Annotated in this window: 23 protein-coding genes; 13 read left to right on the forward strand and 10 right to left on the reverse strand. The window is 33.1% G+C overall.

All coding sequences use genetic code 11. The features are described from left to right. Positions 1-354: 354 nt before the first annotated feature. Positions 355-1026: a DUF4294 domain-containing protein gene (locus AC4FQX_RS00005; protein ID WP_491165604.1), complete on the reverse strand. Its 672-nt coding sequence runs from the start codon at positions 1024-1026 to the stop codon at positions 355-357. Positions 1027-1111: 85 nt separating this feature from the next. Between AC4FQX_RS00005 and AC4FQX_RS00010 the strand changes: the two genes are divergently transcribed. Beyond that, entirely contained in the window at positions 1112-2200 is a 1089-nt protein-coding gene (locus tag AC4FQX_RS00010) for a M42 family metallopeptidase (protein ID WP_491165605.1), read from the forward strand. Between the two features lie 70 nt (positions 2201-2270). On the opposite strand, the gene AC4FQX_RS00015 is transcribed toward AC4FQX_RS00010, so the two are convergent. From AC4FQX_RS00015 to AC4FQX_RS00025, 3 genes are all read right to left on the reverse strand, one after another. Then, a complete protein-coding gene (locus AC4FQX_RS00015) occupies positions 2271-2636 on the reverse strand; it encodes an ankyrin repeat domain-containing protein (RefSeq protein ID WP_491165606.1) in 366 nt (121 codons plus the stop codon). A gap of 204 nt (positions 2637-2840) precedes the next feature. Further along, positions 2841-3794, reverse strand: coding sequence for a phosphoribosylaminoimidazolesuccinocarboxamide synthase (locus AC4FQX_RS00020; RefSeq protein ID WP_491165607.1), 954 nt, complete (start codon positions 3792-3794; stop codon positions 2841-2843). Positions 3795-3925: 131 nt separating this feature from the next. After that, on the reverse strand, positions 3926-4876 hold the full coding sequence (locus AC4FQX_RS00025; RefSeq protein WP_491165608.1) for a PhoH family protein: 951 nt from the start codon (positions 4874-4876) through the stop codon (positions 3926-3928). A 107-nt stretch (positions 4877-4983) separates the two neighbouring features. Here AC4FQX_RS00025 and AC4FQX_RS00030 point away from each other — a divergent pair, with 107 nt between their 5' ends. The 5 genes from AC4FQX_RS00030 (at position 4984) to dnaN (ending at position 9981) form a co-directional block, all read left to right on the forward strand. Then, positions 4984-5808 (forward strand): SAM hydrolase/SAM-dependent halogenase family protein, encoded by an 825-nt coding sequence (locus tag AC4FQX_RS00030; RefSeq protein WP_491165609.1) that lies wholly within the window; start codon positions 4984-4986, stop codon positions 5806-5808. Positions 5809-5978: 170 nt separating this feature from the next. Next, positions 5979-6275 carry a putative quinol monooxygenase gene (locus tag AC4FQX_RS00035; RefSeq protein WP_491165610.1) on the forward strand — a complete coding sequence of 99 codons (297 nt, stop codon included), beginning with the start codon at positions 5979-5981 and terminating at the stop codon, positions 6273-6275. A gap of 67 nt (positions 6276-6342) precedes the next feature. Beyond that, the gene (gldF, locus tag AC4FQX_RS00040) at positions 6343-7074 is read left to right on the forward strand and encodes a gliding motility-associated ABC transporter permease subunit GldF (RefSeq protein ID WP_491165611.1); all 732 of its coding nucleotides are present in this window, start codon (positions 6343-6345) and stop codon (positions 7072-7074) included. Beyond that, positions 7074-8762, forward strand: a complete 1689-nt coding sequence (gene gldG, locus AC4FQX_RS00045) for a gliding motility-associated ABC transporter substrate-binding protein GldG (protein WP_491166297.1) — start codon at positions 7074-7076, stop codon at positions 8760-8762. The genes gldF and gldG overlap by 1 nt, the downstream gene beginning before the upstream one ends. A 100-nt stretch (positions 8763-8862) precedes the next feature. Then, positions 8863-9981 (forward strand): DNA polymerase III subunit beta, encoded by a 1119-nt coding sequence (gene dnaN, locus AC4FQX_RS00050; RefSeq protein WP_491165612.1) that lies wholly within the window; start codon positions 8863-8865, stop codon positions 9979-9981. Positions 9982-10434: 453 nt separating this feature from the next. Here the strand turns inward: dnaN and AC4FQX_RS00055 are convergent, their stop codons facing one another. Then, positions 10435-12207, reverse strand: coding sequence for a MutS-related protein (locus AC4FQX_RS00055; protein WP_491165613.1), 1773 nt, complete (start codon positions 12205-12207; stop codon positions 10435-10437). A gap of 288 nt (positions 12208-12495) precedes the next feature. Further along, complete coding sequence (locus AC4FQX_RS00060; RefSeq protein WP_491165614.1) at positions 12496-13338, reverse strand: universal stress protein; 843 nt, start codon at positions 13336-13338, stop codon at positions 12496-12498. 389 nt (positions 13339-13727) lie between these two features. On the opposite strand from AC4FQX_RS00060, the gene mnmE reads away from it, so the two are divergent. Beyond that, the gene (gene mnmE, locus AC4FQX_RS00065) at positions 13728-15128 is read left to right on the forward strand and encodes a tRNA uridine-5-carboxymethylaminomethyl(34) synthesis GTPase MnmE (protein WP_491165615.1); all 1401 of its coding nucleotides are present in this window, start codon (positions 13728-13730) and stop codon (positions 15126-15128) included. Between the two features lie 200 nt (positions 15129-15328). Here the strand turns inward: mnmE and AC4FQX_RS00070 are convergent, their stop codons facing one another. Both AC4FQX_RS00070 and AC4FQX_RS00075 read right to left on the reverse strand, forming a co-directional pair. Further along, positions 15329-16531: a hypothetical protein gene (locus tag AC4FQX_RS00070; RefSeq protein ID WP_491165616.1), complete on the reverse strand. Its 1203-nt coding sequence runs from the start codon at positions 16529-16531 to the stop codon at positions 15329-15331. A gap of 458 nt (positions 16532-16989) precedes the next feature. Beyond that, positions 16990-18396: a right-handed parallel beta-helix repeat-containing protein gene (locus AC4FQX_RS00075; protein ID WP_491165617.1), complete on the reverse strand. Its 1407-nt coding sequence runs from the start codon at positions 18394-18396 to the stop codon at positions 16990-16992. A 125-nt stretch (positions 18397-18521) separates the two neighbouring features. Between AC4FQX_RS00075 and AC4FQX_RS00080 the strand changes: the two genes are divergently transcribed. Continuing rightward, entirely contained in the window at positions 18522-18884 is a 363-nt protein-coding gene (locus tag AC4FQX_RS00080) for a DUF488 domain-containing protein (RefSeq protein ID WP_491165618.1), read from the forward strand. Between the two features lie 71 nt (positions 18885-18955). Further along, on the forward strand, positions 18956-19891 hold the full coding sequence (locus AC4FQX_RS00085; RefSeq protein WP_491165619.1) for a hypothetical protein: 936 nt from the start codon (positions 18956-18958) through the stop codon (positions 19889-19891). Positions 19892-19949: 58 nt separating this feature from the next. Here AC4FQX_RS00085 and gltS read toward each other — a convergent pair whose 3' ends face one another. Then, complete coding sequence (gene gltS / locus AC4FQX_RS00090; protein ID WP_491165620.1) at positions 19950-21170, reverse strand: sodium/glutamate symporter; 1221 nt, start codon at positions 21168-21170, stop codon at positions 19950-19952. Positions 21171-21474: 304 nt separating this feature from the next. Between gltS and AC4FQX_RS00095 the strand changes: the two genes are divergently transcribed. Both AC4FQX_RS00095 and AC4FQX_RS00100 read left to right on the forward strand, forming a co-directional pair. Next, positions 21475-22302, forward strand: coding sequence for an ATP cone domain-containing protein (locus AC4FQX_RS00095; RefSeq protein ID WP_491165621.1), 828 nt, complete (start codon positions 21475-21477; stop codon positions 22300-22302). Between the two features lie 5 nt (positions 22303-22307). Then, positions 22308-23663, forward strand: coding sequence for an MBL fold metallo-hydrolase RNA specificity domain-containing protein (locus AC4FQX_RS00100; RefSeq protein ID WP_491165622.1), 1356 nt, complete (start codon positions 22308-22310; stop codon positions 23661-23663). A 177-nt stretch (positions 23664-23840) separates the two neighbouring features. Here the strand turns inward: AC4FQX_RS00100 and AC4FQX_RS00105 are convergent, their stop codons facing one another. Continuing rightward, complete coding sequence (locus AC4FQX_RS00105) at positions 23841-24542, reverse strand: hypothetical protein (RefSeq protein WP_491165623.1); 702 nt, start codon at positions 24540-24542, stop codon at positions 23841-23843. Between the two features lie 240 nt (positions 24543-24782). Here AC4FQX_RS00105 and AC4FQX_RS00110 point away from each other — a divergent pair, with 240 nt between their 5' ends. After that, complete coding sequence (locus AC4FQX_RS00110) at positions 24783-25577, forward strand: HipA family kinase (RefSeq protein WP_491165624.1); 795 nt, start codon at positions 24783-24785, stop codon at positions 25575-25577. Continuing rightward, positions 25555-25938: a DUF3037 domain-containing protein gene (locus AC4FQX_RS00115; protein ID WP_491165625.1), complete on the forward strand. Its 384-nt coding sequence runs from the start codon at positions 25555-25557 to the stop codon at positions 25936-25938. Before AC4FQX_RS00110 ends, AC4FQX_RS00115 begins: the two co-directional genes overlap by 23 nt. The last annotated feature ends 120 nt before the right edge of the window (positions 25939-26058 follow it).

Genomic DNA, 26058 nt, shown 5'->3' on the forward strand with positions numbered 1-26058 from the left:
TGCAAATCTAACACCTTTTTTCACTTGCGCAAGACTTTTTTTAAACTATTTTTGTTCTTTTTTTTAAAAGACACAAATACAAATACTTATACGATAAAAAACTTGAAATATTCATATAAACGTAGCCGTATCCTATATCCTTCTCCAAATTGCGAATCTAAAGAAAAGAAAACAAATGTTCTTTTATCTATAATAGTAAACATAAAACTGGTTCCTGCTTATAAAAAACCTTTTAAGCTCCTATTTTATATAGAACAAGAAAAATAATGAGGAATATCTATAAAATGGATTGAGGAGAAAACTATCTAACAAATAATTCCCTCTCTCCTATTATATCATTGTATAGTAAAACTATTATTTTTCTTTGGACTTCGTTTCTTTAATTCGTTTCTCCCAAATAGCAATTAAGGTAAGATGATCTATTTCATGTACTGGCTTTTGTTGTACTAACCTTCCTTCGTGAAAAGCTTTTAATAAAATCATCTCCATCATATAATCTTCACTGACTGTAAAAGGGGCATATTCTGTTTTAAGATTAATATCGAATAATCGTGCGGTATTATTAGACCAAAATGCTTTCCAACCGCTTTTAAGGTTTTTAACGAGATCGAAAGTAGTGACTCCTGTCTGACGATACATCAGTTTTACAAGAATCTGACCGTCTTTACGAGATAACTTTTTTAACTGTGGTTTGAATTCTCCCTCTATATATTGTTCTACTATTTTAATATACTTTCTTTTTTCTCTTTCTGTTTTGAGCATTTCTAAATTTTTATACAAAACATCTAATCGCTCTGAAGCAGCTTTAGCATAAGGATAGGTTTTAAATATCCTTCTCTGAAGCGTCAGATATTTTATTCTCTCCTGCTCTTCTGCTGTAAGTGCTCTTTTGGATATTACCAGTTCACTTAAAAATATAGTGGTATCCGGAGGCGTTAGGGCTTCCCGGCTTTCATTTTTGATCACCTGAGCATTAACTGCTACTGAAAAAAACAGAATAAGAAAAATATACTTCAATAAATTCATTTAAAAATTATTTGTTTGGCAAAATTATGCTTTATTATGGATAACTGTCATTTCAAATTTCTAATTTAGCTAAAAATTTTATTTTATGAGCACAAAATCAATATTAAAGGAATCTTCTGTTTCTTTTTTAGAAAAATACTTAAATAATGCTTCTCCGACAGGATTTGAGTCTGAAGGTCAGAAATTATGGATGGAGTATTTAAAACCGTATGTTGATACATTCATTACTGATACTTACGGAACTGCTGTCGGTGTAATTAATCCTGATGCAAAATATAAGGTTGTGATTGAGGGACATGCTGACGAAATTTCATGGTATGTAAACTATATTACGGAAGATGGTTTAATATATGTTATCAGAAACGGTGGTTCTGACCATCAGATCGCTCCTTCTAAGCGTGTGAATATTCATACTAAAAAAGGAATTGTTAAAGGTGTATTTGGATGGCCTGCAATACATACAAGAAACAGAGGTAAGGAGGAAACTCCAAAGATTGATAATCTATTTATTGATATTGGATGTGAAAATAAAGAGGCTGTTGAAAAACTGGGGGTTCATGTGGGTTGTGTAATTACTTATCCTGATGAATTTATGATTCTGAACGATAATAAATTTGTATGTCGCGCTATTGACAACAGAATGGGTGGATTTATGATTGCTGAAGTGGCTCGTCTATTACATGAAAACAAAAAGAAATTACCTTTTGGTCTGTATATTACTAATTCTGTTCAGGAAGAGGTGGGACTACGTGGTGCTGAAATGATAACGAAGACAATTAAACCTAATGTTGCTATTGTTACGGATGTTTGTCATGATTCTACTACTCCAATGATCGAAAAGAAAATTGAGGGTGAAACACAAATCGGAAAAGGTCCTGTTATTACTTATGCTCCTGCTGTACAGAACAATTTAAGAGAGCTAATTATTACTACTGCGGAAAAAAACAAAATTCCTTTCCAGAGATTAGCTTCTTCAAGGGTAACTGGAACAGATACTGATGCTTTTGCTTACAGTAACGGCGGAGTAGCTTCTGCTTTAATTTCTCTTCCGTTGCGTTATATGCACACTACTGTTGAAATGGTACATAAACAGGATGTGGAACATGTGATACAGTTAATTTATGAAACATTATTGAAAATTGAAAATGAAGATACTTTTTCTTATTTCAAATAAAATTTTCTTCTGAAAATACGGTATATAAAAAAGTCCCATTGTATCATGGGACTTTTTAATTTTGTAGCTTTTATTTTTTCATTGCTTCTCTTAATACTTCAGCAGCTTCATTCGCTTTTGACATTTCAGCATATTTTAAGGCTGTATTCCCTTTTTCATCTTTTGCTTTTAGATTAGCTCCTTTTTCAATTAATAGTTTCACTATTTCTACATTATTATAACGTGCAGCATACATTAAGGGTGTTTTTCCATCTTCTGTCTGGTTAACATCTGCTCCATATTCAATAATTTTTTTTGCAACTTCAACATCTCCTCTACTAATAGCAATGCAAAGAGGGTTAGTAACTCTTGGTGCTGAATAATTCACATTTGAAGCCATAGCAACATTCATAAAAGCTACTAAAGCTAAACCTAAATAAACGATTGACTTTTTCATGATGATTAATTTTAAATTAATATGCGGTTGATTATTACTATAATAGACCACATATGTTTTCTTTTGTTACAGTACAAAAGAAATAATAACATTAAATTAACATACTGTAAATCAACGAAATAATATTTAAAATAGAAAAGCCCGCCTATTTAGACGGGTTTTTGGAATAAAATTCTAATTCTTATTTTTTAATACTAAATCTGTTTATTTGTTTTTTAAAAATGCATTGACGTTTTCTTCTATACGCTTATCAATATTAGAAATATCTGCTTTTACAAATTCTTCTCCTGAGATATTATCGTATAGTTCTATATATCTTTCTGAAACTGTTTTAATATATTCATCGGTCATATCGGGAATCTGTTGTCCTTCTTTTCCCTGAAAATTATTTGCTATTAACCATTGTCTCACAAATTCTTTTGATAATTGTTTTTGTGTTTCATTATTATCCTGTCTTTCCTGATAACCTTCTGCATAGAAATAACGAGAGGAATCGGGTGTATGAATCTCATCAATCAGTACAATTTTACCTTCTTTTGTTTTTCCGAACTCGTATTTTGTATCTACCAGAATCAATCCACGACTTGCTGCAATTTCTGTTCCTCTCTGAAACAAAGCTCTGGTATACTTTTCCAGAACAAGATAATCTGCTTCTGAAACAATACCTTTGGCTAAAATATCTTCACGTGAAATATCTTCGTCATGTTCTCCATTATCTGCTTTTGTGGAAGGTGTTATAATAGGTTCCGGAAATTTATCGTTTTCTTTTAATCCTTCGGGTAATGTTACACCGCAAAGCAATCTTTTACCTAATGCGTATTCACGTGCTGCATGACCTGAAAGATACCCTCTTATAACCATTTCTACTTTGAAAGGAACGCATAGATGACCAACAGCAACATTCGGATCCGGTGTGGCAATCAGCCAATTAGGCACAATATCCTGTGTCAGATTCATAAATTTAGTAGCAATCTGATTCAGTATCTGCCCTTTGTAAGGAATTCCTTTTGGCATTACTACATCAAAGGCAGATAATCTGTCTGTGGCAATCATTACCAATAATTCATCATCGATGTTATATACTTCCCTTACTTTTCCTTTGTATACTGATTTCTGACCGGGAAAATTAAAATTGGTGGATGTAATTGTGTTACTCATTATGGTTGTTGTGTTGTTATTTTTGATAGGCAAATTTAATTAAAAAAGACACTATAAAAGTGTCTTTTCTTTCTATTTTTTAGTCATTATTAGACATTATTAATTTTTAAAGTGAATACTGATACTGACCTTTAATCATTGTTTTCGATACTCTTATAAGCGTCAATAATTTTCTTCACAAGTCTATGACGAACAATATCTTTATCGTCTAAGTAGATAATTCCTACTCCGTCTACGTCTTTAAGAATCAGCAAAGCTTCTTTTAATCCTGAAATACTACGTCTTGGTAAATCTACTTGTCCGGGATCTCCTGTAATAATAAACTTCGCATTTTTACCCATACGTGTCAGAAACATTTTCATCTGTGAATGGGTTGTATTCTGTGCTTCATCTAAAATCACAAAAGCATTATCTAATGTTCTACCACGCATAAAAGCTAATGGTGCTATTTGAATAACTCCTTTTAAAATATATTCTTCTAGTTTTTCGTGTGGTAACATATCTCGCAAAGCATCATATAACGGCTGCATATAAGGATCAAGCTTATCTTTCATGTCTCCGGGAAGGAAACCTAAATTCTCTCCTGCTTCAACTGCCGGACGTGTCAGAATAATACGTTTTACCTGCTTTTCTTTTAGTGCTTTTACTGCTAATGCTACACCTGTATAGGTTTTCCCTGTCCCTGCTGGACCTACTGCAAAAACCATATCGTTTTTAAATGTAGACTCAACTAATAACTGCTGGTTAGGGGTCATTGCTTTGATTAGCTTACCTCCTACACCATGCACTAAAATCTTATCATGACCGTCTACTTTCTGGTCATCATGAGAATCTCCCTGAATTACTCTTTCGATTACATTTTCATCGATATTATTATATCGTGTAAAATGTAACATTAAACGATGAAATCTCTTTTCAAATTCGTCCAAAACTTCTTTTTCCCCATAGGCTTTTAGTATAGTGCCTCTGGCAATAATTTTTATTTTGGGATACAAACTTTTAATTAATTCAAGATGAGAATCTTGAGCGCCCCAAAATTCCTTTGGAGTGATGTCTACGAGTTCGATAGTTCTTTCGTTCAAAGTCTGTTGAATTTAATTAAAAAAAAATAGGTTAATAATTATTAGCTTTGCATAACAAACATACTAAAAAATTAGGGTATTTGTACCCTTTATTTATGAACAATTTTATGTCAATAATTACCCTTACTACCGATTTTGGACTGAAAGACCACTTTGTTGGTTCTTTGAAGGGAAAAATAGTTTCTGAATTCCCGGAAGCCAAAATTATTGATATTTCTCATAACATCAGCGCTTTTAATATTGCAGAGGCGAGCTATGTTATAGCGGCTTCTTATGCCAACTTTCCAAAAGGTACTGTTCATCTAATTGGTGTCGATGCGGAGCGCAATTCTGAAAACCAACATATTGCTATGCAGTGGAACGATCAGTACTTTATTTGTGCTGATAATGGTATTTTAAGTATGTTGACTTCTAAAATAATACCTCAGAAGATCGTTTCTATTACTATTCACGATCGTCTTTCGGGTACTACGGACATGGATGTATTTGTTACGGTAGCCTGTCATATTGCTAAAGGAGGTCTGCTAAACGTTATTGGAAAAGAAATTACGAAGATTAAAGATATTACGGAATTACAGCCGGTTGTTAATGACAAAGGGGATTCTATTAAAGGTTATATCGTATATATTGACCATTTTGGTAATGTAGTCAGTAATATTTCTAAAAAACTATTCCTTGAAATAAGTAAGGGACGGGAATATGAAGTTATATTTAAATCCAATCGATTAAAAACTATTCTTCCGAACTATTCTTCTATAGCTATATCTGACAAATATCCTTTGAAAAGTTATGAAGGGGAAAAGCTGGCTCTTTTTAATGAGGCCGGATTTCTTGAAATTGCTATTTTCAGAAGTAACCCCGAAACTGTTGGAAGCGCCTCCAGTTTATTGGGATTATATTATAGAGATGTAATTACTATTAATTTTCGATGAAAAATTAGGTGAATTTTGTTTAAAGTTTAAGGTTTAAAGTTAGCAGAGCAATTCAAAATACAGTATTAAGTTCTAAATTTACAGTAAGAAAAACCAACAACTAAGGCTCATTTACAGCTCTGCTAACATTAGACTTTCAGACTTTGAACATTGAACTAAAATATAAAATTATGCTGACACGAATTGTAAAAATGAGTTTTCATCAGAAATATATTCCGGTTTTTCTGGAGAACTTTAATAGGAATAAAGAAAAAATAAGGAATTTTCCGGGCAACAATTTCCTTGAGTTATATCAGGACAAAAACAATAAATCAATCTTTTTTACGTATAGTTACTGGGATAATGAAACTGATCTTGAGAACTACAGACGTTCTGAGCTGTTTAAAGAAGTATGGACTTTTACAAAAGAATTATTTAATGATAAGCCTGAAGCCTGGAGTGTTGATAAACTTGTTTCTTTAGGATAAATTTATCTGAATCTTTTTTAAGAAAAGACTAAGTTTGTATTAATTATTGAAATAGAATCAATTATAAATGAAAGCAATATTATTACGAGAAATAAAATCTTTTTTTGGCTCTCCGATAGGTTATTTGGTTATTGCCATTTTTTTACTGCTTAATGGCTTGTTTTTATGGGTATTTGAAGGGGACTTTAATATCCTGAATAGTGGATTTGCTGACCTGAGTCCTTTCTTTACGATATCGCCATGGATACTGATTTTTCTTATTCCGGCGGTAACTATGCGTTCGTTTTCTGATGAGAAAAAACAGGGTACATTAGAACTTCTTTTAACAAAACCTCTGAGTATATGGCAAATTGTAAATGGTAAATTTCTGGGCGCATTGGTATTAATTATAATTGCTATTATCCCTACTTTCATTTATATCAAAATTGTTTCTGACTTTGGATTACCTCAGGGAAATATTGACATAGGCGGTACTATAGGATCTTACTTCGGATTACTGTTTCTTATTGCTGCTTATTCTGCTATTGGAATTTTTACTTCTACTCTTTCTGATAATCAGATTGTCGCTTTTATTATTGCTGTATTTTTATGTTTCTTTTTCTATTTTGGATTTGAAGGTCTTTCTCAATATAGGGTATTGGGTACTTTGGATAGTTTTGTTTCTGAACTGGGGATGAACTATCATTTTAAAAGTATGAGTCGCGGAGTTCTTGATACAAGAGATATTCTTTACTTTGTCAGTATAACAACTCTGTTTTTAGCATTTACAGTATTTAAACTAAAATCTTTAAAATGGTAATGACAGCAACAAACAAACAAAAAAGCATAAAAAGCCTTGTCTTTACTATTTTAGGTCTTATTATAGTTAACCTTGCAGGAAGTCAGTTTTTTAAACGTTTTGACTTAACTCAGGATAAAAGATATACGCTTTCGAAAACTTCTCTTCAGATCATTAAGGAAATTGACAGTCCTTTGTATATTGATGTTTTCTTAGAAGGTAATTTCCCTGCTGAATTTAAAAGATTACAGACAGAAACTCGTCAGATACTGGAAGAATTTAAAGCTTACAATAAAAATATCGTATTTCAGTTCGTTAATCCGCTAGAAAATGAGGAGGATAGTAATGCTATACTGCAATCTTTCTATGAAAGAGGTTTAACGCCTATTAATATGACTTTAGATCATAAAGGAAAGCAGACTCAGGAATTAGTTTTCCCATGGGCTATTGCTACTTATAATGATAAGAGTGCTAAGATTCCTCTGTTAAAAAATATGATGGGTGCTACTACTGAAGAAAAAGTAATTAATTCTGTGCAAAATTTAGAATATGCTTTTTCGGATGCTTTTAATACTGTTATCAAAAATAAAGAAAAAAAGATCGCTGTAATTAAGGGAAATGGAGAGTTAGAAGACAGATATTTAGGTGATCTGTTGAAACAGGTACGTGAAAATTATTTTATTGCTCCTTTTACTCTGGATTCTGTTGCTAAAAATCCTGTAAAAACATTACAACAATTACAGGAATATGACCTGGCTCTTATCGCTAAACCAACGGAACGATTTTCAGATGAAGAAAAGCAGGTCTTAGATCAATATATTATTAATGGTGGTAAAACAATCTGGATGATTGATGCTGTAGCAATTGAAATGGACAGTTTATACAACGAAACGGGTTCTACTCTTGCTTATCCGAGAGATCTGAATCTGAATGATATGTTCTTTAAATATGGTGTTAGAATTAATCATAATATCATTAAAGATATAATGGCTACTCCTATTATCCTTGAAACTGGAGCTCAGGGCAGCCAGACACAACGTGATCAGTATGCCTGGTTCTATTCTCCTCTTATTTATCCAAACGGAAAACACTCTATTGTAAATAATTTAGATGGTTTACGATTTGAGTTTGTCAACGCTATTGATACTTTAAAAAATAGTATCCATAAAACGATACTGTTAAGTTCTTCTCCTTACTCCAGAGTGATTGGAACACCTGTTGAGGTTTCCTTAAAAATGGTTACAGAACGACCGGGACCTGAAGAATTTATTAATAGTGGAAATATTCCTGTTGCAGTATTATTAGAGGGGGCTTTTCAGTCTGCTTTTCAAAACCGTGTGCTTCCTTTTAAAGACCTTAATTTTAAAGATAAGGGTACAGATAATAAAATGATCGTAATATCAGATGGTGATATTATTAAAAACCAACTGGATAATAACAATCAGCCTATTGAACTGGGATATGATAAATGGACCAATAAACTGTATGCTAATAAAGAATTCTTACTAAATTCCATTAACTATCTCCTTGATGATAATGGTCTTATCAACATTCGAAGCAAAAAGATCAATTTACCAATATTAGACAAAGAAAGGGTATACAGGGATTATACGACAATACAATTTATAACTGTAGGATTACCATTAATTATAGTATTAATTTTCGGTGTTTTGTTCACTTATATAAGAAAAAAACGTTTTAGCCATTAATGTTAATAAAATTCTTGTGTAATTTTATAAGTTTACGATATATTTGTAGAAGTATAAAATTTATATTGAATTTTACTCCGATTAAAAAAAATAACTGAAGATGAAGTTTATAGTATCAAGTTCCTATTTATTAAAACAATTACAAGTGCTGGGTAGTGTTATCAACAGCAGTAATACCTTACCTATTCTGGATAATTTTTTGTTTGAATTAGACCAGAATATGCTTACTGTTTCTGCTTCTGATCTGGAGACTACCATGTCTGCTACTTTAGAAATAGATTCTACAAGCCAGGGAAGTGTAGCTATTCCTGCAAAACTACTGCTGGAAACACTAAAAACTTTTCCTGAACAACCTTTGACTTTTACTGTTGAAGAAAACAGTACTATAGAAATTAGCTCTAACTCGGGTAAATATGCTTTAGCTTACGCTCTGGGAGAAGAATTTCCAAAATCTGTAAACCTAGAGGATCCATCCAGTACAATTGTTCCTGCGGATGTATTAGCTACGGCTGTAAGCAAAACTATTTTTGCTGCGGGTAATGATGATCTGCGTCCGGTAATGTCCGGTGTGTTTTTCCAGTTCTCTCCGGAGGGACTCATCTTTGTCGCTACTGATGCTCATAAATTAGTAAAATATGCCCGTACGGATGTGAAAGCGTCTCAGGTAGCCGATTTTATTATGCCAAAGAAACCTTTAACAATATTAAAAAGTATCCTTGGTGCATCTGATGCTGAAGTAAAAATTGAATATAATGATTCAAATGCTACATTTTCGTTTGATAATTATATCCTGACTTGTCGTCTAATAGACGGGAAATATCCTAACTATGAAGCAGTAATCCCTAAAGAAAATCCAAATAAATTAATGATCGACCGTTCTCAGTTTCTGAGCTCTGTTCGCCGTGTCGCAATTTTCTCTAACAAAACAACGCATCAGGTTCGTTTAAAAGTAGCAGGTACAGAATTAAACATATCTGCTGAGGATATTGATTACTCTAATAAAGCGGAAGAACGTTTAACTTGTGACTATCAGGGGGACGATATGCAAATAGGTTTTAACTCTCGTTTCTTAACAGAGATGCTGACTAATTTACAGTCTGATGATATCATGCTGGAAATGTCTTTACCTAATCGTGCCGGGATTCTGACACCTGTTGACGGACTGGAAGATGGTGAAACAGTTACTATGCTGGTTATGCCGGTAATGCTTAACAATTAAGAACTTCAATTGAAATAGAAAATTATTTATGAACAGTCAGCTGTTCAGTTTAGTTTTTCTGTGTTTGAATACTGATTTGCTATTTACCAACCCTTTTTATATTTAAGAACCGCAATTCCTTTATTGAAATTGCGGTTTTTTTTATACTTTTTTTTATTGATTAGTATTAAATCAAAAACCGATATACACATTTTCAAAGTCAGAGATTTCGTAAAACAGAATTATACCTAACAGGTTAAAAAAACCTGTTAGGAGATTTTAGTCTAATAAAGCTGACATTCTCGTAATGAAATGGGGAGATAAAAGCAAAAGCAGGAGTTAAGCTCCAAATAAAAAATTTACACTTCTTAAAACACAAAAAAATGTGTTCAAACGGTAGATTGAAAAAAACCTGTTAGGTCTGTTTACTTTATAATTTTAACGACTTGCAATAATCAAATTATCCAACTATCCCTAAATAACGCCCATTTTTTCCATTAGGAAAGTGGCACTTTTATTTTTACAGATTCCGTCACGAAGTTTATAATCAAATACTAGTTCGTTGTTAATAATCTCGACTTCAAAGCATTTATTGATCAAATCATTGGGATATTCGTCTGTTGTTAAACAAACTTCTATATCGTGTGTTGCAATAGCGCCAATTACTTGTTTTTGGATCATTTTTTTAACGACTTCAATGGTTCCGCTTCGTTTATCGTCTGAATTGGTTCCTCTCAGGATTTCATCCAATAATACGAAAGCTCTCTTATGTTCCAGTTCATCCATAATCAGCTTTAAACGCTTTATTTCTGCAAAGAAATAGGATTCGCTATCGGATAAGGAATCGGACAATCGCATTGATACTAAAATAGGTAACGGATGAATATCGGCTCTATCGGCACATATTGCGGAACCGATTCCTGCTAATACCATATTAACCCCCAGGCTTCTTAAAAAGGTACTCTTTCCGGACATATTGGAACCGGTCAGAATCATAAATGACTGTGGCTGAAATGAAACATCATTTCCTACTCTGGTTTCTTTATTCAATAAAGGGTGTGAAAGGTTTTTACACTGAATAGTATAATTTGTATTCAGTGAGGGAAAAGAAAATTTTGGATTATTATAGGATAAATTTGCTAAACTGTTCAATGACTCTATTTCGCCAATAATATCCAGCCATTGTCTTATATTTTGTGCATGTTCTTTTTTCCATTTCATAAGGGAACGTAAAGTATGAAGATGAAACAGAAAAGTTCCATTAAACAGAACAGTTACTACAATGTTACTTATCGTATCCATTCGGGAAAACAGTTCTGCTAATTTCTGAATATGTTTACTGGCATTCTCATTTTTATACAATAATTCTTTTTGCAGGTTCTTTAATTTAGTCGTTTTGAATTCGGCTTTTTCTATCTGCTGAACAATCCTACTATATTGGCTGATAATTCCATGAATATCTGTAGCTTTCTGAATTTCAGCCTGAATTTTTTTATATTGATTTCCGAAAATAATAAGATTAAAAACAAATAGATAGGAGGCTACTTCTGTTAATAGCGAAATTCCAATAATCTGACTAATTATAATACTTAAAAAAAATAAAACAGGTAAAATATAAGAAAGTCCGTTTATCAGTTTTGAAAAGGGTGTACTGTCTGCCTGACTCCAGTTAATCAGTGTCGTATAATGGGCTTCATTATCTTTATTCACTTTTGCCAACGCCATAATATCCTGTCGCCAGTCAATTGCTGCTGCTAATTCCTGAACGGCTTCTTGGTTTTGTAAAATAATATCATTGGGTAATATGGTCAATAACTGTTGCGCCAGTTTCTGCTGACCGATATAGGTTTCTGTCCTGTTTAAATTCTGAAAAAGGGAATGCTCTCCAAAGATATCCAAATCATGTGCATAAGGATGATTAAAATCATTAAAGGGGGCTCCGTTCTCAAAAGGTATTTTCTCCCGCTTTAAATAGGAAATCTCATTAGTATTAATAGTTACTAAAGCTGTTTTCAGTTTCTTTTGCCAGGATAATTTAGAATGTTGCTTCATTAAAACAACGAAAACAATGGTCAGTACAACAGCAATAATACTATAGCTGCTCTGCTCTGTTTTAACTCTGTAATAGACACTTATTAAAACACCTATAGCAACTGCTAAACGGAGTAGACTTATTGTATTGTATTTCTTTTTAATCTGTGCCAGGTCGGCTGTATATTGTTCTTTTCGCTGGGTATAAATCTGCATTGAATTAATTTTAATCTGTAAAAGGTTATTTGTAAAAAGTAAGATGTAATTAACAGCTCAGTGACTTTTATAGTTGATAGTTTTTAGTTGATAATTGATAGTTATTCTCAACGGTATCGTACTTCGTATATCTAATCGTATACCGATTATACCCTACCAAGTCAAAAAAAGACCTTATAGGAAAATCATCTATTAAATATCGTATTTCGTAAATCTTAGCAGATTAGTTTAACAGAAACAGAACATCCCTTTTAATCTAATTACTAAAAAATAGCAACCGGTTAATTTTTATTCTTTTTTATCTTCTTGTAAAGCTAGAATAGGAATTTTAATATGATAAGATAAAGCTTGTGTCAGACTTCTATGGAAAAGCTCTTCAAAGAAACTTCTATTTTCTTTTAGTATCGCCAGCATTTCAATTCCTTGTGTTTCTGTGAACTTCAATATTGCATCTTTTACATTCTCACTTTCAATAATATGAAATTCTATATTTTCATTACTGAATATCATTTTCCAATCCTGAATGGTAATTTCTTTTACATCTGATTTTGAATTCTTCACGTGCAAACAGCGTACTTTTGCATTAAAATTTTTTGCAATAATGAGTAGTTTTTTTAAGGCTACTATATCTTTCTCTCTGAAACGAGTGGTAAAGGCAATATTATTTATCGTTTTGTATTCGCATTTCTCCGGTATACCCAACACAAATACTTTTGTTTCGGCAATGATAGAACCTGTTGTGGAACCTAAAAAGGTTTCTTTTAATCCGGAAGCTCCTTTTGTTCCCATTACGATAAAATCGATATTTTCTTCTTTGATGATGTCCTGAATGGTCCAGACTACTTCGCCATGTCTGAGAATATTACTCATTTTGACATGTCCCAAATTATTATTTTCGGCAATATCCCGTAATACAGGAATCTGATCTTTTAGATTTTCAAAACTCTGTAATTCTATTGTATCGTATACTTCTAACAGATTAGTCGGTGCTCCTCCCATATCCATATAAGGCAGATTATAAACATGTAGAATAACCAGCTCTGCATTGAAACTATCTGCTAACTTAAGAGCGTATAAAAAAGCATTATTAGATACTTCTGAAAAATCGGTAGGAAAAAGTACTTTTTTCATGGGATTATATTTTTTGATTGATTATTGACGGTTTTAGTTATTGTAAGTAAAGTTACAAAATATCTGTAAAATAGTTGATAATTTATAATTGATAGTTAATAGTTTTTGTGAGAGGTGAAAAGTGAATTTAACCGCAAAGTTCGCAAAGGAGGTTTTCTCGCAAAGACACAGAGTCGCAAAGATTTTCCGGATATTGGGAATTGAAACTGTAAACTGTATACTTTATATATATATATTTCGCAAAACCGCAGAATCACAAAGTTCTCCTAAATACTGGGAACTGAGACTGTATACTTCTTCCTGGAATCTTTATAATTATTAAATACCCTAATTACCTCATTCTCTTTGTTACTTTACTGGTTTGTGAGTACTTTTGTAAAAAATAAAAAATGATACCACAAGATTCAATAGTAGCTTTAGCAACGCCTTCGGGTGCGGGTGCAATTTCTGTAATCCGAATTTCAGGACAGGATGCGATTACTATTGGAGCAACTGTTTTTCAGTCGGTTAAAGATAAAGACCTGAAACAGCAAAAATCACACACGATCCATCTGGGGCATATTATGGATGAAGCCCGAATTCTGGATGAAGTACTGGTTTCTGTTTTTAAAGGTCCTCACTCCTACACGGGAGAAAATACGATTGAGATTTCCTGTCATGGTTCTACTTATATACAACAACAAATTATTCAGCTTTTACTGCGAAAAGGCTGCCGAATGGCAAATGCCGGAGAATTTACACTGCGTGCATTCTTAAATGGAAAATTGGACCTGTCACAGGCAGAAGCGGTGGCGGATCTGATTTCAAGTGATAATGAGGCTTCTCATCAGATTGCGATGCAGCAGATGCGCGGTGGATTCTCCAACGAGATTGCTCAGTTACGTGAGGAATTACTAAATTTTGCTTCTCTGATTGAACTGGAACTAGATTTTTCTGAAGAGGATGTGGAGTTTGCAGACAGAACTCAGTTTTATGCTTTGCTAAATCGTATTGAGTTTGTTTTAAAACGACTAATTGATTCTTTTGCTGTTGGTAATGTGATTAAAAATGGTATTCCTGTGGCTATTGTAGGGGAACCAAATGTAGGAAAATCTACTTTACTGAATGCTTTATTAAATGAGGAACGTGCTATTGTTTCGGATATTGCAGGAACTACACGTGATACAATTGAGGATGAACTAGTGATTGGTGGTATTGGCTTCCGATTTATTGATACAGCCGGAATTCGTGAAACGCAGGATGTTGTGGAAAGTATCGGTATCAAAAAAACATTTGAAAAAATTGCTCAGGCTCAGGTTGTTCTTTATTTGTTTGATAGTTTAAAGTTTAAAGTACAAAGTACGGAACATATTGTTGAAATTGAGAAAATCAAAAATCAATTTCCGCTAAAGCCTTTAGTAGTTGTAATCAATAAAATCGAATTATTAACGGATAAGGAGGTTACCGAAATCAAAAAACAACTCGAACGGTTGAATGTAATTCTTAAAATGATCTCTGCTAAAGAAAACATCGGTATCGAAGATTTAAAAAATCAATTACTTTCTTTTGTCAATACCGGAGCATTGCGTAATAATGAAACGATTATTACGAATACCCGCCACTATGATTCTCTGTTAAAAGCTCTGGAAGAAATACAAAAAGTCAATCATGGACTGGAAACGAATCTTCCAAGTGATTTAATGGCTATTGATATTCGTCAGGCACTATATTACTTTGGAGAAATTACGGGACAGGTTACAAATGATGAACTGCTAGGGAATATTTTTGCTAATTTTTGTATCGGAAAGTAAGAATTAGTTGATAATTTACAATTGATAGTTGATAGTTGATAGTTAAATAAAAGACTACCTTTATAAATCTACTACAAATTCATAGACCGAATTCTTTAAAAAGGCTGAGAAAATGGAATTAAATTAAAAAAGCAGTAGTAAACTAACATTTACTACTGCTTAAAGTTTTTGCTTCTTTTTTCAGAACTAAAAGAAAAGAATTAGTTTTTTAAAATGTAAAAAGCAATCTGCTCAAATTTATAACCATACTTGCCTCCGGCTACTTCTGTATTACTTAATGTATAAAAATGATCTCTTGGTTCTGCTGCTTTAAAATAGCGATATACAGGTACTGTATTCGGCTGTTGCGTTTTATAGGCATATCCTGTAATGCCTTCATAATTCCAGCCTGCTATCCCTCCTTTTAATTCATTATAATTTAAAGTAGAAAGCCTGTCTTTTGTCTGAGGATTATAATATCTATATATAGGGAATGTATTACTGACCTGTGTTGAAAATACACGTCCCATTACCTGTTCAAAATACTTATTTCCCAGTTCATTATAATTTGAAGTATAGAAATGCTGAGCATTTATATTATAACGATAAAAACCTTTCGTATTTGCCTGAAAAGGATATATTCTGGTTATAAAGCTTCTATCTGTAGAAGACAAAACGGTATTCCATCCTACACTATATCCATTCGTAGTCCATTCTTTAGAAATTGGGTAATGCATAATAGAATTTCTGTCATAACCGCTGTAATTCGTTTGTGTCGTACTGTATTTTTGAAAAACACTTCTGTCTACATCACTTTTACTCCATCCTGACTTTGCATAATAAGCATAAACCACTGGTTTATTCCACGAAATAGAATTAGTAGGATGTTGTTGTTCATGAACAAGACCTAATGCGTGTCCAAATTCATGAAGAATCGTTCTGCTGAATTCATTCTCTGCTGTTGATCCGCTAAACCATCCAAAATTCATTGTAGGTGCATTTTTAGCTATAGATGAATGCTGACAGTCTATACCAATATAGGACCAGGAACCTGTATCCCCTCCCCATTTAAAGGCAACTCTGATATCTGCATTCTGATTAGAGGCTACAAATTGAAATTTTATATTAGCATGTCTTTGCCATTCAGCAGCGTATTTTTTCACTTTACCCTGTAAGAAAGAATCTCCATTTAAAAATTTAACGGTAATAGTTTGCCCTGCTTTCCATTTTTTACTTGTCAACAAAGCGCCTTTGGGAACAGGATTTAAAGGATCTTCCTGATTATTTAAAAATAATTCTGTACAAACATGACTTTCTTCTACAGACTTCGGTTCAACTGAATATTCTGTGCTATCTAACTCTGATCTTTCGCAAGATAACAATGGTAATATTGCTATACATGCAGTTAATAATTTTTTTATCATAATTCTTAATATTATGTTATTGATATGTTAATTAAAACTAAAAGTAATGAAACATAATCGAATAAACTAAAAAATTAATTAATTATAAATAAACTTTTTAAAATATTAGTTTTTAAAATAACACCAACAACAACGTAAACAAATTGATAATAAGCACTTTAAACACCATATATCCATATTTAAAACAAAACAATTTTAACAAAAAAAACTTTAATTATATATATTTACTAATTTTTATTTCTTATGTTTACTGAATATCCTCTTGGCTTATTATCCATATGGAAAATCCTGTGAAAGAAAAAATCGTCAGTAATGCAGAAGATTATTATTTTAGTTCAGCAAGAAATTATGTTAAATTGGAAAATGAATTAGAGGTATGTATTGTGTTTATATGAGTGAGATCACGGCTTTAGCCGAACTGAGCAAAACTAAATCTGTAACATCAGTGATCTGTCAACCTAATCTGGAACGATTATATATTCATAAGCACCAATATCAATGCCTTTACCCCATGGGCGCTTATTGCCAATAAAATCAAAATTAGGAGCGCCAGTAGATATCCCTTTGTCTATTGCTGGAGAATCCTTTGTTAATTTGAAATTGAACTTGCTCAAATTTTCAAATAATGGATCTGCTTCTACAAAATTCATTCCTTTATACCAGCAAGCACCATAAATTAGGTTATTTTCTATTATGACTTTCGAGGCATCAACGGATTCTCTTAATTCTATTTGTCTTAAGTTATCTACAGATATGTTGTTGCGGATTATAATATTTTCAATATGAGGAGTATTGATGTAGATACCTTGTTGTTTTTTATTATATACAGTATTATTTATAATATAGATGTTATTTAAGTCTCCGTTCATATCCTTACCATCCGCCCTCAGGTCAAATGCTACTTTAATACCTGCACCGCCAAGACTTTTATATTCAGGCATATCGTAAACAATGTTATTAAAGATGGATATTTCTGAGCAATTATTTCCTTCTTCTGAAGCAATTGTTATTCCCATTTTGGAGTTGTACACAATATTCTGGTAAACTTTTATATTATGCTGTGGACGGGTATTGGCATACCCTCCATCGATATATATGCCAACAGCCTGAACATTAGTTATTTCATTATGATGTATAATTCCATTTGTGCAACCGGACTTTGCATCAATACCTTCCTTTATTATATTTATGACTTTATTAAAAGCAATTTCAAAGTTATTTACACCACGTAACGATATGGCCTCTCTATATTTTTGAGCACAATTGTCAACTACATTATTTTTTACTATAATATTTTCACTTCCAACAATATTATCTGCTCCCACACATATTCCAGGTGCTAAACAATTAGAAATAGTAGAGTTTTCAATAACTAAATTGGAAGAGTTATTTGCTGCATATATCCCACTGGCTTTAGAATTTTTCAATGTTATACCATTGACCACAAAATGGTGTACTCCATCTAAATAAAGCAAACTATTATCTGGTGAACCTTTCAATTCTATATTTTTGCCATTCAGAATCGGAGTATGCCCATTATATGCAGAAAGAGTAATAGGCTTTCCTGGTTCACCAGATTTTTTGATAAATACCCGTTCATTATATTCACCATCTAAGAGGTAAATAACAACGTCAGGTTCTGCCATATCAATGGCTTTTTGTATTGTCTTCAAAGGTGATTCTATCTCATATCCACTATTGCTATCGTTGCCCGTTGGAGATACATATAAACGTATTTCCTTTCCCTTTATCCCTAACTCATTATTATCGCCGCTACACGATTGAATAGCTATTGGTATGATAAAAGAAACTAAATAGAACATAGCTTTATAAATAAAGTTCTTTATTATATTCTTTAAATCCATATTTTTCTGTTATTTTATAAATACTAGTATAACTTGCACTAAAATATACAAATAAGTTCATAACTTACTAAGGAAAATATTTTAAGAACTTGTTTTTTATATAAAATCATCTACTGTCCAATTTTATGCTACAAATAAAAAGAGCCTATCTCTCACCCACTCCGGAAGACGGATATCGTATACTGGTCGATCGAATCTGGCCCAGAGGTCTGGCTAAAGAAAAAGCAAAAATCGATTTATGGGAAAAAGATATTACTCCTACTACAGCCATCCGAAAAGCATTTGGGCATATTCCTGAAAAATTCAACTGGTTCAAAGAAGAATATATTGCAGAACTGGATCATAATCCGACTCTGGAAATCTTTCTGGAAACACTAAAATCTCTTTTAGTAGAAGGAAATGTTACTTTAGTATATGGAGCAAAAGATGAAATTTATAACCATGCCATTATCCTGAAAGAATATCTTATCAAAAAATTAGCCCTCTGATGCTATGTTCATTTTTTATACCCGAAATCATTTAATATCTTTACTCCTCTTTATATTATAGTCTATTTTTAATGAAATATATTTTAGGTATCGGCATAATGCTGATTGGTTTTAGTTGTAATTCTAAAAAAGAACAATACCAGACCAAACCGGATTCTGCAGAAATAATAGCAGACAATATTCCCTCTATCACAGAAAAACAATATGATACCGAAAAAGAAAACATTGATCTGAAATTATTAAAATCGTATTTGTCTAAGGCAGAAGAAATGCGAAATAACCTGCTCAGAAATCTCAGAAATGCAACACTCGAAGAAGCTGACTCCATTTATCTAGCGGATAACTTTCGCTTTGATCAGACCGTAGAGTTTATGAAACTGGATTCCATTATGTTTCCTATTTTAAAACGCTGGTCCGAAGTATATTCTGCTTCTGGTGATAAAAATCAGGATGACGAAATTTTCAGCTTATTGGAAGAAATAGGTCTTGAACCGAAATATATTAGCGAAGGGTATACGGAGTTGAAAATAAAAACCTATTATTATTATGAATTGTTCCGGCCTTATGTTACAACAGAAACAGAGCAGTTTATGAAAATATGGGCGGATCATAATACTCTTATTTCTTCTAATGCCGGTCTTACCGTATCCTTAGATGCTTTATTGACAAGATGTATTAACTGGGAAAGATTTCTGGACAGATGTCCTCAATCTATACATACTGAAAAGGTTATTGCTCAATATGGAATATATATGCAACTGATTTTATTTTGTACCTATGATAATACTCCTACCTTTAATCATCTTACCAATAAAATAGAAGATTGGGTTCTGGACGAAATAAAGGGTCTTAAAGGTAAATATCCTTATACAAAGACAGATTATATACTTGAAAGATATCTTAAAGAATTAAAACGAAACAATTACAAATATTCGAAGGCATTTGAAGATAAAATAATGAATCTCGGGCTTCTGAAAGAATGGGACAAAGAATCTGTTTATTTCTAAAGAAGTAGTCAAAAAGACAACCTTTTCAATTAACAGTATTAAAAATTCCATTCTGAGATCACTTCGACAAAAACGATACAAATCCTGAGATAACAGCTGCGTTTACCAAATCTACAAAAAAAGCACCCACTAACGGAACGATTAAAAAAGCCTTTTGAGAATTTCCGTGTTTCATCGTTACCGCCTGCATATTAGCCACAGCAGTAGGTGTTGCTCCCATACCAAATCCACAGTGCCCTGCAGCAATAACAGCAGCGTCATAATCTTTCCCTAATACACGAAAAGTAACAAATGCTGCATATAAAACCATAATGATTGTTTGTATACTAAGAATAACAATAATAGGAAGAGCCAGATCGACTAATTCCCACAACTTTAAAGAGACTAAAGCCATAGCAAGAAAAAGCGATAACGATACATTACCGATAACATCTATACATCTATCAAATATAGATACTTTAAAGCTATAGAAAAGGATGTTCCGAACGATTACACCACACCCCAAAGCCCAGACAAAATTAGGGATTTTAACGGGAAAATCAGGATAATTAGCCAATATAAAGTGACTTACAAAATAGGCAAAACCAATACAAACAGCAAACATGGCAATTGCTTCTAATGTTGAATCTACTGTAATAAGTCTGGGTGTTTCGCGATGTTCAAAAGCAACATCAGTAAGTGGAGTATCTGTTTGTCGTTCTGAAGGCTTTAATTGTTTGGATTTAATGAGTTTTTCTGCAAGACCACCTCCTATTAATCCGCCCAGTACTAATCCGAAAGTTGCACAGGCAATTCCTAAACCGGTTGCTCCTGTTATTCCTAGGTTTTCCAATGTATGCCCCCATCCTGCAGCTGTTCCGTGTCCTCCGGTTAATGTTATGGATCCCGCAACTAGTCCCAGCATAGGATCTAATCCGAACAATGAGGCTAAACCTACTCCTACTATATCCTGTAACAAAATAAAAACCGCTACCACCATCGTTAATAAAAGAAATGGTTTCCCGCCTTCTCTTAACTTTGAAAAATCGGCACCTAAACCTATCGAAGCAAAAAACATAAGCATCATGGCTTCCTGTAATGAAGTTTCAATAGAGATGGTAATATTAGAGGTATAATATAAACCTGTTATAATAAACGCTACAACTAAACCACCGGCCACCGGCACGGGAATATTAAATTTCTTAAGAAAATTTATTTTTTTTGTCAAAAAAGTTCCTATAAACAGAACCACGGAAGCTAATATTAATGTAAAATAACTATTTAATTGTATATCATTCATAAATTATCATTTTTCTTTACTTTAAAAAATTAAAATACCTAAACTACAATTTTTTTCTAAAAAAAACGAATATTTAATTGTTTTAATTCATTATTATAAATTAAAACAAGCTAACTAATCTAATAATACCTCTAAAAAAATAATCTCTTAGTTAGAAATAATACGATCAGAATATAGCGAGAAATTATTCTTGAAAAAGAATTAGATAAAATTGAAACAGGTTCTTAAAAGTAATTCTCCTTTTCCGTATCTTTATTACTGGTTATTTTCTGATTCTTCCAGTTACATTCTAATTTACAAGATCATGAAAATTATAAAACAATCAGGAGAGATTGTCGATTTCGATAAAAACAAGCTCAGACAATCCTTATTAAAATCTGGTGCTTCTTCTTCTGTGGCAGACGCGGTTATCCAGACCATTGAAAAAGAAATCTATAATGGAATTTCGACTAAAAAAATTTATAAACTGGCTTTTGGATTATTAAAGAAAACAGCTGCTTCTCATGCTGCACGATACAATCTGCGAACTGCAATACAACTGCTCGGTCCAGCTGGTTTTATTTTTGAAAAGTATATCGCTGAACTATTTTTTGCAGAAAAATATGAAACAAAAACCAACCTGACTTTACAGGGAAAATGTATTTCTCATGAGATTGATATTGCTATCAAAAAAAACGACCGTATTGGAATAATTGAATGTAAATTTCATAATAGCAGGGAAGCCAACTCTGATGTAAAAGTACCTCTGTATATATTATCCCGATTTAATGATTTAAAAGAAAAAACGCATACTATTTTTTCAACAAAAGATCATATTACAGATTGCTGGATTGTTACCAATAATCGTTTTACCGCGGATGCTACTGCGTTTGCAAACTGCTCTGGGATTAATTTACTGAGCTGGGATTATCCTCCGGGAAATAATCTGAAAACTAAAATTGACCTATATCATCTGTATCCTGTTACTTGTTTAACTACTTTATCTATGGCAGAAAAAGAAAAACTATTGCTTTTAAATTATATTATGATAAAGGAATTACTCCATAATTCTGATGATCTGACAAAAATCGGACTTAGTCCGAATCGCATAAAAAATGTTCTGAAAGAAGTAACTGAATTATGTAATTTATAAAAGATATGAAAATAGAATTTCTTGGTGCAGCCGGAACAGTAACCGGTTCAAAAACTTTGGTTGAAAGTAATGGTATCCGTATCTTAATTGATTGTGGATTGTTTCAGGGACTAAAACCTTTACGGGAACGCAACTGGGATCCGCTCCCTGTTTTACCCTCTTCAATTGATTTTGTTCTGTTAACACATGGACATCTGGATCATTGCGGCTGGCTACCCAAATTGGTAAATGAGGGGTTTACAGGAAACATTTACTGTACACTTCCAACGAAAGAAATAACGAAACTAGTGCTTCTGGATAGTGCTAAAATCCAGGAAGAAGAAGCCATGAAAGCAAATGAAGAAGGCTATTCAAAACATGAAATAGCGGAACCTCTTTATACCGTTTTACAGGCGGAAAAAGTACTTCCTTTACTGAAAGTAATTCAACCTGATAAGCTAATTGATCTGGGCACAGGAATAACAGCTGTGTTTACAACTGCTGGACATATCATAGGTGCTTGTAGTATCGAACTGTCTTTAGAAAACAAAATACTGGTCTTTTCAGGTGATATTGGTCGGGATAATGATGTATTAATGTTCCCTCCGACCAAACCGAAAAAAGGAAATTATATTTTTTTAGAAAGTACTTATGGTGATAAACTGCATCCGGATACGGATATTAAACTAGAATTGGAGACTTATATTAACTCTGCTATTAGAGAAGGAGGAACAGTAATTATTCCCGGATTTGCCGTAGAACGGGCACAATCTGTTATGTATTTGCTGTGGCAACTTAAAAAAGAAAATAGAATTCCTAATATTCCTTATATTTTGGATACTCCTATGGGAATGAGCGTACTGGAACTGTTTTCCAGAAATATAAAATGGCACAAATTATCACCGGAAGGGTGTACTGAAATGAATAAGATGTTCACTTTAGTTTGTGATTATAAAGAAACTATGGATACAGTTTATGACAACCGCCCGAAAGTGGTTATTGCGGCAAGCGGAATGATTACCGGAGGAAGGGTACTGACTTATCTGAAACAGTATATCGGCTTACCTAAAACGACTGTTATTATAGTAGGATATCAAGCTGAGGGAACTAGAGGCAGAAAATTACTTGACGGAGCTGAAGAAATCAAAATACAGGGTAAATATTATCCTGTAAAAGCAAAAATAATTGAAGTACAGGGACTGTCTGCACATGGCGATCAAAAAGATCTGTTAAACTGGTTATCTGAACTGGATAAAAAACCGGAAAAGATATTTTTAGTCCACGGTGAAAACCAACCTGCTGATGCACTTCGAATCAAAATAAAGGAACAGTATGGTTTTGACTGCTTTGTTCCGTATATAGGGCAGACCTTTGAGATTTAAGAATTGTTAATGCGTTCTCAGTAAGGTAGTTTTTAGTTTTCAGTCACAGTATTCAGAGAACCTTTGCGACTCTGCATCTTTGCGAAAAAAATCCCTTTGCGAGCCTTGCGTAAGTCTTTGCGAACTTTGCGGTTAAATTCACTTTTCACCTCTCACAAAAACTATCAACTAAATAAGCTATTTTTCTTCTCTAATAATAATAAATGATGCTTTGAAACCGGTAGCTAAATTCCACTCCTTACTGGGAACCAAAACTCCTTCGTCATCATATACTCTGTACTCTGCTGTATTGGGTCCGGAACTTCCCTGATTTAAGGCTTCAATCTCAAATTTATTAAAACCGGGATCTAACGGAAAATCAAACCCCTGAAAATCCTGAAGCAAAAATATATCTGTTTTTATAACTTTTCCATTGACATATATTTTGATAAGATCCCCATCAATCGCCCCAAAATCACGGTACATTAATCTTACATGGTCTGATGTGGTTTTATATTCACCAAAATACTGATTTTTCTTGAACTGTGTATAATCTCCTCCGTCTCCTCCTTTATAACCTCCTTTATTCACTTTTCGTTCATATACATCTCCAGGATTAGCAAAACCTTCTTTTGGAGACATATTCGGTAAATTGGACTCTCCTATTTTGATGGTATTCGATTGTTTTGGATTCAGATCAAATACTGTAGGCGCATTGATTTCCAGTGGCGGAATAACGGGTGGTGCAAACGGATTATATACCGGAGTCATATTCGGTTTTGCTTTTATATTAGCATCAAAACGAGACGGAATCGCGATCGTTTTATTATGAAACTCTTTTTGTGCATATACACCTGATGATGTACAGATTATAATAATTAATAGTGGGATAAACTTCATTTTCCTTCTCTTTAAACGCTATTTATAGTAATCTCAGGCTAAGATAGAAAAAATCTTTGTTAGGAGGATTATTCGATGGTTTGATTTTTAGATTATTCGAAAAAATAATTTGATAAATCAAATTTGCAAAGATAAGCCTGAAAGAGCAAACGAGCGAAGAAATCTAACCATCTAAAAATCGAATAATCCAACAATCCGATAATTAAAATAATCGTAGTTTTGTATTTTAAGAAATCTTCTATGAATAATCAACTTAGTCTTCGAACTGTAAATGTAACGCGTTACATTACACCTTTGCGTGAAGGAGGTTCGCTGCCAGCACTTGCTGAGGCAGATGATGACTTTAAATATGTATTGAAATTTAAGGGGGCGGGACATGGTGTTAAAGCTTTAATCGCGGAATTAATCGGCGGTGAAATTGCTCATGCTCTGGGACTTCGAATACCGGAAATCGTTTTTGCAAATTTGGATGAAGCGTTTGGACGTACGGAAGCGGATGAAGAAATTCAGGATTTGTTACAAAACAGTCAGGGTTTAAATTTAGCAATTCATTTTTTATCAGGTGCTATTACTTTTGATCCTGTGGTAACGGAAGTGGATGAAAAACGTGCTTCACAAATTGTGTGGCTGGATGCACTAATTACAAATGTTGACCGAACTTTTAGAAATACTAATATGCTGATCTGGCATAAAGAATTATGGCTGATCGATCATGGTGCTTCTTTTTACTTTCATCATTCGTGGAATAACTGGAAACAGCATGCTAAAAGTCCTTTTGCGCTTATAAAAGATCATGTACTGTTATCCGGGGCTTCATTACTGGATGAAGTGGATATAGAATACAAAACTATACTTACAGAAGAAAAAATACGAGAGATTGTAGGTCTTGTTCCTGATGAATGGTTACAATGGGAAGACACTGCGGAAACACCGCAGGAATTAAGAGAGGTTTACATTCAGTTTTTAGTATTGCGAATAGCAAATTCAGAAATATTTATAAAAGAAGCTCAAAATGCAAGACAGACACTTATATGAATATGCTGTAATTCGCGTTTTGCCAAGGGTGGAACGTGAAGAGTTTTTGAATGTCGGAATAATTCTGTTCTGTAAACAGGCAAAATTTATAACGGTTATTCATAAAATAGACGAAGCAAAACTAAAACTATTTTCAGACGATCCGGATATAGAACAACTTCAAATGAACTTACAGGCTTTTGAAAAAATAGGTAGGGGAACAAAAGACGGGGGACCTATTGCTCAAATGGATATCCCTTCGCGTTTTCGATGGTTAACTGCTATACGCAGTTCTGTTATTCAGACTTCAAGACCGCATCCGGGATTATCAGATGACCTTGAAAAAACAGCACAGCGATTGTTTGCAGAATTTGTATTGTGATAGTTGATAGTTGATAGTTGATAGTTGATAGTTGATAGTTTGAGAACTAAATATTGTAAATTTTATTATCTGTTTTTAGCTTTTTCATATATCAAATACAGAATACTCTTAATCCTTGTC

The sequence above is a fragment of the Flavobacterium sp. AK-301 genome (assembly GCF_058310215.1).

What these genes read in the sequence shown, in the direction of transcription:
- AC4FQX_RS00005 (WP_491165604.1), bottom strand. Translation starts at nt 1,026, where the DNA reads ATGAATTTATTGAAGTATATTTTTCTTATTCTGTTTTTTTCAGTAGCA.
- AC4FQX_RS00010 (WP_491165605.1), top strand. Translation starts at nt 1,112, where the DNA reads ATGAGCACAAAATCAATATTAAAGGAATCTTCTGTTTCTTTTTTAGAA.
- AC4FQX_RS00015 (WP_491165606.1), bottom strand. Translation starts at nt 2,636, where the DNA reads ATGAAAAAGTCAATCGTTTATTTAGGTTTAGCTTTAGTAGCTTTTATG.
- AC4FQX_RS00020 (WP_491165607.1), bottom strand. Translation starts at nt 3,794, where the DNA reads ATGAGTAACACAATTACATCCACCAATTTTAATTTTCCCGGTCAGAAA.
- AC4FQX_RS00030 (WP_491165609.1), top strand. Translation starts at nt 4,984, where the DNA reads ATGTCAATAATTACCCTTACTACCGATTTTGGACTGAAAGACCACTTT.
- AC4FQX_RS00035 (WP_491165610.1), top strand. Translation starts at nt 5,979, where the DNA reads ATGCTGACACGAATTGTAAAAATGAGTTTTCATCAGAAATATATTCCG.
- gldF (WP_491165611.1), top strand. Translation starts at nt 6,343, where the DNA reads ATGAAAGCAATATTATTACGAGAAATAAAATCTTTTTTTGGCTCTCCG.
- gldG (WP_491166297.1), top strand. Translation starts at nt 7,074, where the DNA reads ATGACAGCAACAAACAAACAAAAAAGCATAAAAAGCCTTGTCTTTACT.
- dnaN (WP_491165612.1), top strand. Translation starts at nt 8,863, where the DNA reads ATGAAGTTTATAGTATCAAGTTCCTATTTATTAAAACAATTACAAGTG.
- AC4FQX_RS00055 (WP_491165613.1), bottom strand. Translation starts at nt 12,207, where the DNA reads ATGCAGATTTATACCCAGCGAAAAGAACAATATACAGCCGACCTGGCA.
- AC4FQX_RS00060 (WP_491165614.1), bottom strand. Translation starts at nt 13,338, where the DNA reads ATGAAAAAAGTACTTTTTCCTACCGATTTTTCAGAAGTATCTAATAAT.
- mnmE (WP_491165615.1), top strand. Translation starts at nt 13,728, where the DNA reads ATGATACCACAAGATTCAATAGTAGCTTTAGCAACGCCTTCGGGTGCG.
- AC4FQX_RS00070 (WP_491165616.1), bottom strand. Translation starts at nt 16,531, where the DNA reads ATGATAAAAAAATTATTAACTGCATGTATAGCAATATTACCATTGTTA.
- AC4FQX_RS00075 (WP_491165617.1), bottom strand. Translation starts at nt 18,396, where the DNA reads ATGGATTTAAAGAATATAATAAAGAACTTTATTTATAAAGCTATGTTC.
- AC4FQX_RS00080 (WP_491165618.1), top strand. Translation starts at nt 18,522, where the DNA reads ATGCTACAAATAAAAAGAGCCTATCTCTCACCCACTCCGGAAGACGGA.
- AC4FQX_RS00085 (WP_491165619.1), top strand. Translation starts at nt 18,956, where the DNA reads ATGAAATATATTTTAGGTATCGGCATAATGCTGATTGGTTTTAGTTGT.
- gltS (WP_491165620.1), bottom strand. Translation starts at nt 21,170, where the DNA reads ATGAATGATATACAATTAAATAGTTATTTTACATTAATATTAGCTTCC.
- AC4FQX_RS00095 (WP_491165621.1), top strand. Translation starts at nt 21,475, where the DNA reads ATGAAAATTATAAAACAATCAGGAGAGATTGTCGATTTCGATAAAAAC.
- AC4FQX_RS00100 (WP_491165622.1), top strand. Translation starts at nt 22,308, where the DNA reads ATGAAAATAGAATTTCTTGGTGCAGCCGGAACAGTAACCGGTTCAAAA.
- AC4FQX_RS00105 (WP_491165623.1), bottom strand. Translation starts at nt 24,542, where the DNA reads ATGAAGTTTATCCCACTATTAATTATTATAATCTGTACATCATCAGGT.
- AC4FQX_RS00110 (WP_491165624.1), top strand. Translation starts at nt 24,783, where the DNA reads ATGAATAATCAACTTAGTCTTCGAACTGTAAATGTAACGCGTTACATT.
- AC4FQX_RS00115 (WP_491165625.1), top strand. Translation starts at nt 25,555, where the DNA reads ATGCAAGACAGACACTTATATGAATATGCTGTAATTCGCGTTTTGCCA.